The sequence below is a fragment of the Streptomyces sp. NPDC026417 genome, assembly GCF_055567695.1.
Genome location: NZ_JBVHPY010000108.1, coordinates 1 through 2,285 on the forward strand (window position 1 = coordinate 1; position 2,285 = coordinate 2,285).

At 66.9% G+C, this 2,285-nt stretch carries 2 protein-coding genes and 2 pseudogenes; 2 read left to right on the top strand and 2 right to left on the bottom strand.

Annotated features, from left to right (window positions below):
• A pseudogene (locus tag ACZ4NT_RS39170) lies at positions 1–96 on the top strand (IS5/IS1182 family transposase); the annotation flags it as partial.
• Between the two features lie 64 nt (positions 97–160).
• Here ACZ4NT_RS39170 and ACZ4NT_RS39175 read toward each other — a convergent pair.
• Positions 161–463 (bottom strand): annotated as a pseudogene (locus ACZ4NT_RS39175) (transposase); the annotation flags it as partial.
• A gap of 310 nt (positions 464–773) precedes the next feature.
• On the opposite strand from ACZ4NT_RS39175, the gene ACZ4NT_RS39180 reads away from it, so the two are divergent.
• Complete coding sequence (locus ACZ4NT_RS39180) at positions 774–998, top strand: hypothetical protein (protein ID WP_467730202.1); 225 nt, start codon at positions 774–776, stop codon at positions 996–998.
• An 11-nt stretch (positions 999–1,009) separates the two neighbouring features.
• On the opposite strand, the gene ACZ4NT_RS39185 is transcribed toward ACZ4NT_RS39180, so the two are convergent.
• Positions 1,010–1,234 carry a hypothetical protein gene (locus ACZ4NT_RS39185; RefSeq protein ID WP_467730204.1) on the bottom strand — a complete coding sequence of 75 codons (225 nt, stop codon included), beginning with the start codon at positions 1,232–1,234 and terminating at the stop codon, positions 1,010–1,012.
• Positions 1,235–2,285 lie beyond the last annotated feature (1,051 nt).

Here is a 2,285-nt window from a genome sequence, read left to right on the forward strand (position 1 = left end):
GACTACTCGGGAAAGCACCGTCGGCACGGGGTGAATCTGCAGGCGGTGACCGCTCCGGACGGCACCCTCGTGTGGATCTCACCCGCCCTGCCCGGCGGCGGTCCAGGGCCAGTTGCCACGTGGCCTGTCTGTGCGGGGATGCCGCAGCGGGTGCGGCGGGCCGCCTTGTCCGCATCCGGTTCCGGCGAGGCGGGATCCCACGAAGCCGGCAGGCAAGCCGCCAGTTCACCGCCGTCGAGGCATGATCGGTGGCCAGGTGCAAAGAGACGCCGACCTGGCAGTTGGTGACCTTGCCCGCGGTCCCGGTGTACTGCCTGCCGTCCCACACACGCCGAGGCGTCCCGTGCTTCAAAAAGCCGGTGTCGTCGACGATCAACACCTCCGGGCCGATCACCTCCTGCATCCTCCAGGCCAGTCTCGCCCGCACATGCGCCGGATCCCACGGACTGGAGGTGATGTCCATTCTTTGCAGGCCGGAAGGGATGGGTCGAAGAGGGCCTTGGGAGAGGGAAGAATGCTGGCAGCGGTTGGATAGTTCGCGAGTATACGGGTCGCGGAGATCCGACCGGCAGGATGCTCAGGTGGAATCCTGGAGGTGGCCATCATGGTGAGGGCGCTTATTAGAGAATCGTGGATCCTGAAGGGGATTTGGGAGGAAACATTCGATGACCGGCGATCGGAAGCTGGCAGACTTTCGGCGGTGAACCACCTCTGTGCTGAACCTGCTCAGCGCGGAGCCTGGAAGGCAAATCCAATACTTGCGGACGTCAGGGGTGGGGCAATTCGACGACGTGCTGCACGTGGTTCGTGCCAAAGTGGCTGACAGTTCGCTGAACGGCGAGGATTATCGCTTGCTTCAAACGGTCAACGAAAGCATCAATTCCGTAAATGCGAGCCCCGAGGAGATTTGGGCCGAGGGTGCTGTGTGGCGCGATGCTGTCGGCGGGCGCATCTTCCCGGAGATGAACTTGTCCGGTCCTTGCGTCCGGTCAGCGTGACGTGGGCGTGGTCACGAGCGACTCGGACAGGATGCGCGCGGGGCGCGGAGGTGACCACACACCAGGCGTTGACGGGGGCCTTCGCCTTCCCGTGCGGGGTGGATGCGGCCTCCGCCGCCGTCCGCCTCGATCAAAATCAGGGCGGCGGTGTGGGCGGTGGCCTTGGCGGTTGCGCTTGCGGCCTCGGCGGCCGTGCGCAGGCTGGTGGAACTCGCCTTGGACATGGTGGTGTTCATCGTTTTCCTTTGTCGTGGAAGGGGTGCCCTGCGGGCGCGACCAACGGGGTGCGCGCCGGGGCGCTGAAGACGTGCGGCCGTCACCCGGCGGACGGACGGACGGGCCGGCGGGCGGTGGCGCCGGTCGGGATCGGTGATGCGCGTGGGTTGCCAACCGGGCCGCCTCGTCTGCGGCTTCGCACACACCGATGGTGAACGTCGTGCCGTCACCGGTGCGCAGGTGCCCGGTACGTCCTCCGGGGCCTGCACCGGCGGCCCACTCGTCACCGGTCTGCTCGATGGCCTTCTGCGCCACGGCGAACAGCTGGTCTCCGAAGATAGGTGCACCCCTGGTGAACGAGGCGTTCGTCGAGTTGTGGGTGTGGGGTTCGGTGGGCATGACGGCTCCTTGATGCGGTGGTGAGCGGGTGGACGGTCGTGGTCTTCCCGCGCGCGCCGAAGGGGAGCGGCGGGCGCGGGGAGACAGCGGGGCCAGTGGCGTTCTGGCCTGGGGGGGAAAGGCGCACGGGTTGGTGGGTGGTTACGCCTGCGGGGGTGTGTAGTTCCAGCAGGTGCAGCAGGTGCAGCCGGTGCAGCCGGTGCCGTCGGTCCGCGAGCGGGGCCAGAGGCGGGAGAGGTCGTGTTCGGCCTCCGGGTACCGGCATTCACCGCATGGCGGGCCCCGGTCGCCGGCTGCAACGCGGGCCACACCTTCTTCCAGGTTGTTTCAGGAAAGGACTGGCGATCAAGCTGTGCATGGGGCCTCTGTGGTGTGTAGGAGGAGTGAGGCACTTACGCCCGTGCGTGAGGTAGGCAGTGCCCTAACGGTTTTCCCCTTTGACGTCCGGTGGTAGATCGCGACTCGGGCTCACGCCGCGGACCCCACACCATGAGGGGGACGCCGCCGTCACCCGTGCAACAGCCCCAGAGGTCCGCAAGCAGTCACTGCTGTCAGGCTCTGAGCGGCTGACGCAGGCCCTAGGCACTGTTTCTCGGATCTCCCTCTTGGGGTGGGGTGTTGGGGGCAGGCTGGCTCCATGGGACGCGGAGACCTGACGAATGCGGAGTGGGA